The sequence below is a fragment of the Rheinheimera sp. genome (genome assembly GCF_036568245.1).
Classification (GTDB): Bacteria; Pseudomonadota; Gammaproteobacteria; order Enterobacterales; family Alteromonadaceae; genus Alishewanella.
Genome location: NZ_DATCSY010000052.1, coordinates 1 through 5,246 on the forward strand (window position 1 = coordinate 1; position 5,246 = coordinate 5,246).

A 5,246-nucleotide genomic window follows, 5' to 3' on the forward strand; every position below is an offset into this window, starting at 1 on the left:
GAACCGAGCGGTCGGAGGTTCGAATACTCCTGCGTCCGCCATATAAGAAGAACCCGCTTCAGGTAACACTGCAACGGGTTTTTTATTGTGCGTGAAAAAGTCATAGAAAAACGCTATGGCGAAACCATAGCGTTGCTATTAAAAAAGGTCTGAAGTCAGAGTATCGTCAAAAGCTCAGCGCGACGCTAAAGCTGACTGTGCGGTCTGCACCCAGTAAGTACGCACCTTCCTGCCCACCGCTGATATAAGCTTTATCTGTGATGTTGTTCAGTGTCAGCGCCAGATCAGCACTGCGGAACATGGCATTGTTGCCAAGATCATGCTGGTAACCAAAGTATGCATTCCAGATAACGGATGACGGAATGTCATCACGGTTCCAGACACTGACGTCGCCGCTGGTACTGCGTTTGGCAGCGCCGTAGTACTCACCGGTATATTTAGCGCTGATACCGGCTCGGTAGTGGCCATCGTTGTAATGCAACGCGCTGGCCAGCATTTGTTCAGGGATAGCGGCAACTTTATCACCGGCGCGGTAGCCGTTAATGGTTTCGCTGTACTCAGAGCTATTCAGGGTTAGTGATGAAGTTAAAGACCAGTTTTGTGCAAAGCGCCAATCCAGACTGGCCTCGAAGCCATCTGATTCGACACCACCGACGTTGACAAAGGTACCATCCAGTTCGGTCAGGTAATCCGGTAGGTCATCAATTTCTTCGTAGGCCAGCAGGGTGATACGGTTATTAAAGTCGATGCTGTAATAGGTAGCAGACAGATTAAGCGTTTCACCGAAGTAACGTATGCCCAGTTCATAGTTTTCAGCGGTTTCTGCTTCAAGCTGCGCGAAATCCTGACCGGCGGTATTTAAAATAGTGTCCGGAATAGCTTTGAAGTTTTCCGAGTAACCGGCAAAGGCTTCCAGCGTATCCGTTAAACGGTATACCAGGCCCAGGCTTGGCAGCAGATCAGAATCACTGTCGAGCTTACCGTTATTACTGGCATCAAAGTTATCGGTGCGGCTAATGTCTATCAGATACTGTTGCAACCCGAGGTTAAGCTGTAAGTCGCCGAAGCTTATTTGATCCTGCAGATAATATTTCACTACGTCTTGATCGTAATCATCATCAAACTGCACCCAGTAAGGCGTCTGGTCGAAGTAATGATATACCTTAGGGTCGATGACTTTGTGCCAGTCGCGGATTTGGCTGCGCTCCTGCTGCTCAAGCCAAATGCCTGCCCGGATTTGGTGTTGTGCCAGTGTCCACTGCAGATTAGCCGTAACGCCGTAACGCTGTTTCTCATAGTGAGTATGCCGGTAGGACGACACACGTGTCAGAGCACTGCTATCTTCAGGGCTACCCAGCACTGGCCTGCCGTTAGCATCGATATAGTTGTAAGTGATACGCTCAGCGCCATTACCTTTGCTGATTAGCTGACCGTTGCTGTCAACTGCATAAACCTGATATGGCGGCAGCCAGTCGCCGCGGCCATTTTGCCAATGCAGGTAGGGGGTAATATCGGCTTCCAGCTGTTCGGTGATGTCGAATTCGGTTTTTACATGCAGCAAGGTATTTTCACGCAATGTAGACCAGGCTTCAGCAAAGTTTTGATCAATGTCCGGGTCGCCGGTCCAGGCGCTGGTTAAGCCATCCCAGTGCGGGTTTTGCCTGAACTGCTCAAGTGAGCGGTAATCGTAGTTGTCTTCGTTAGCATCATCGTAGGATAAACGGGCGGTAATACGGACTTTATCAAGTTCGGTGATACTTTTTGCTTCAGCATGCAACCGTTCAGTTGCGCCATTACTGCCGCTACCAATCCAGCGATTAGCGAAGCTGTCGGATAAACTGAAGTAGGCTGTAGTGTGGTCAAACAGCAGGCCGGTATCAAAACGGGCAAAATAACGCCTGGCATTGTTGCTGCCACTGCTGTACGCCGCTTTGGCGCCTTTATCTGCCAGTGGATTGTTGCTGACAAAATTCAGCGTGCCGCCCAGCGCGTCAAGTGACGCTGAGGCAATGTCGGCAGAGCCCTGGCCGACTTCAACATACTGTGTGTTTTCACTGTCCAAGTACCGGTTGGCTTTACTGCCGCCAGCATAGGCTGAGCCACCGTTGGGTACACCGTCCACTGTAATGCCTAATTGCTGATCTGCCCGGTCAATCACAAAGCCGCGCAAGCTGATAGTGGTGGTATAGTCATCGCCGCCAAATGCATCGCCCTGACCTACGTTTACCCCCGGCAACGCATCGACCAGATCCAACACATTGCCGATGGCAGGTTGCAGCTGCTTGGAATTGTTATCGGTGCTGTTGTTAGCGTAGCTAACCCGTTTGCCGACGACTGACAGTACTTCAATATCGCTTTCATTACTGATGTTCTCGTTGGCATTGCTTTGCTGAGCCAGCAGCGGGGCTGACAGAATTCCCGCTATTGCCAGTGTGGTTGCTTTAAGTCTGAAGTGACGCACAATAAGTCTCCCTAACTTTGATTATATTATCGTTATGGTCGGATGAGCTTCCGACGGCGGCATATTGTGCAGAGCGAGTGTGTAATTAGCGTGACTATTAGATGTAGTTAATGTGTGAGTAATGTTTTATTTTTATGACGTGACAGGCTGTGTTCATCGCGTTGTCACAACAGCACAGTAGTGTTGACGGGCTGGTTAGTCTTAATTTAAAAGCAGGAACTACATGCGATACGTAATTTTTTTACTGGGGATCTTGCTTGGCGGATGCCAGGTAACGCCCAAAGCTTCAGAGCAATTAGCGCAAGTAGGCCCCAGGCCATTGTATCTGCTGTCGCAGCTGCCGGAAGGCGACTTGAAGCAGCGGCTGGAGGATTGCCGTCAACAGCCATTTTACCGCAGTGAGTTTTCGCTGGCACATCGCGGTGCCCCGCTCATGTTTCCCGAGCATAGCCGGGCGTCTTACCAGGCTGCTATTGATATGGGGGCAGGTATCGCTGAATGTGATGTTACTTTTACCGCAGATTTGCAACTGGTTTGCCGCCATGCGCAGTGCGATCTGCATCAAACCACTGATATCCTGCTGAGGCCTGAACTGGCCGCAAAATGCAGTATACCTTTTACGCCTGCCGACCCGGCAACAGGCCGCGCAGCAAACGCCCGTTGCTGTACCAGCGATATCACGGCTGATGAGTTCAGCCAGCTGTGCGCAAAAATGGACGGTGTTAACCCGGCAGCCATGCTGGCAAAGGATTACATCGCTGGCACTCCGGCGTGGCGCAGCGAGCTATACAGCCAGTGTGCTGCGCCATTGACGCACCGGCAGAGTATAGCGTTGTTTCAGCAACAGGGCGTAAAAATGATCCCGGAGCTGAAACTGCCCGAGGTATCAATGCCATTTCAGCAACAATACACCCAACAGCACTTTGCTCAGCAACTGATTGATGAATATAAAGCCGCTGGTGTCGCGCCATCTCAGGTTTATCTGCAGTCATTTAACTGGCAGGATATTCTGTACTGGCTTGAACATGAACCGGAATTTGGCCGTCAGGCCGTATGGCTTGATGAGCGCTATGAACAACCGGGGTTTGACCCGCAGCAGCCACAGAGTTGGCAGCCATCTATGGCAGCACTGAAAGCCGCCGGGTTGAATATTATTGCGCCGCCATTATGGGTATTACTGCGTGAGCAGGACGGAACTATAGTACCGACTGAGTATGCTAAAGCAGCCAGAGCGGCCGGGCTGGATATCATAGCCTGGAGCCTTGAGCGTTCGGCGCCATTGGCTGAAGGTGCTGACTGGTACTATCAGTCGTTACCGCTGCTGGCGAGGGATGACGGTGCTATCTTGCAGGTGTTACATGTGCTGGCGCAGGATGTTGGTGTTATCGGTGTATTCTCTGACTGGCCCGGTACTACCACGTTTTATGCGAATTGTCTGCTGGCACCAGAATAATATATTGCGCGCCGCGGCCGGCTTTCTTCATCGCTAAGTGGTTGTGATTATGCTATAAATTGTCACTTCAATGCGGTGTTTATACTCAGGCAGGGTTCAGCTTTGTACTGGTAAAACCGCTTAGGGTATAACCACGGACAAGCCAGAACGTGACGTCAATCACCAGCGATGCTGCCATTCATACCAAGACGGATGCTACGCCTGAGCTGACCTTGTGTCCGCACTGTGATCTGGTGCAGCAGGTACCGCAGCTGGAGCCAGGTGAAGAGTCCAGCTGCATTCGTTGCGGGCATCATCTGGACGCGCGCCACCCTGAACCTATAGTTCGTCCGGTGCTGTATGCCGGTTCCGCACTCTTTATGCTGTTGCTGGCGAATTTGTTTCCCTTTGTCAGTATGTTTGCTGCCGGCAACAGTAATGAAATGCATTTTTTTGATACCTCGTCGGTACTGTTCAGCGAACATCACCAGTGGCTGGCGATTCTGATCTGGCTGTTAATCCAGCTGATCCCGGCTGTGTGCATGAGTGCGATTTTGTACCTGAAACTTGGTATGCTGTACGCACTGCCAGCCAGAACATGGGTTGCCAGAGTGCTGTATATGCTTAAACCCTGGAGCATGGTTGATATTTTTCTGATGGGGCTGATCATCAGTTTTGTCAAGCTGGTGGCTGATGCCGATATTTCATTGGGGCCAAGCTTCTGGGCGTTCTGTTTATTTTGTCTGCTGCACCTTAGAGCGTTTCAGGTAATAGACCGGCGTGAACTATGGTCGAAGATAGCACCTTGTCCTGCACCTGAAGTAAGGGCCCGCGCCGGCAGAACCGGTCTGGCACAGCAATTAAAACTGTGTAAAGTGTGTACTGCGATGGTGCCCGTTGCCCAGACACATTGCAGCCGTTGTCATAGTCGGGTCAGATTGCGCCAGCGCAGTAGTATCCAGAACACCATCGCTTTATTGCTTGCCGCAACCTTGCTTTATATTCCGGCCAATTTGCTGCCGATAATGCGCACTGTATCATTTGGCGAAACCATTGATTCAACTATTATTAGCGGTCTGGTGCTGATGTGGCAGGATGGCGCCTATCCGGTAGCACTTATTATCCTGGTCGCCAGTGTAATTGTACCGGTAGCAAAAATCCTGGTGATGTTCTGGTTATGTTATTTAACCTCTATTCCACCACACCGGCGTCAGCGCTATTCAACGCAGATTTACCGCCTGGTCGATTGGGTCGGACGCTGGTCTATGGTCGATGTGCTGGTCGTAGCCATTATGGCGGCTTTAGTAAGGTTTGATTTATTGATGAGCGTGTATCCTGGCGTGGGTGCACTAG

The 5,246-nt window shown here is 50.9% G+C and carries 3 protein-coding genes; 2 read left to right on the forward strand and 1 reads right to left on the reverse strand.

Annotated features, from left to right (window positions below):
• Window positions 1-166: 166 nt before the first annotated feature.
• Window positions 167-2,461 carry a TonB-dependent receptor domain-containing protein gene (locus VIN66_RS02390; RefSeq protein WP_331922504.1) on the reverse strand — a complete coding sequence of 765 codons (2,295 nt, stop codon included), beginning with the start codon at window positions 2,459-2,461 and terminating at the stop codon, window positions 167-169.
• 223 nt (window positions 2,462-2,684) lie between these two features.
• Here VIN66_RS02390 and VIN66_RS02395 point away from each other — a divergent pair, with 223 nt between their 5' ends.
• Window positions 2,685-3,914, forward strand: a complete 1,230-nt coding sequence (locus VIN66_RS02395; protein ID WP_331922505.1) for a glycerophosphodiester phosphodiesterase family protein — start codon at window positions 2,685-2,687, stop codon at window positions 3,912-3,914.
• Between the two features lie 149 nt (window positions 3,915-4,063).
• Window positions 4,064-5,246, forward strand: a 1,183-nt coding sequence (locus VIN66_RS02400; protein ID WP_331922506.1) for a PqiA/YebS family transporter subunit, incomplete at its 3' end; no start/stop codon positions are given.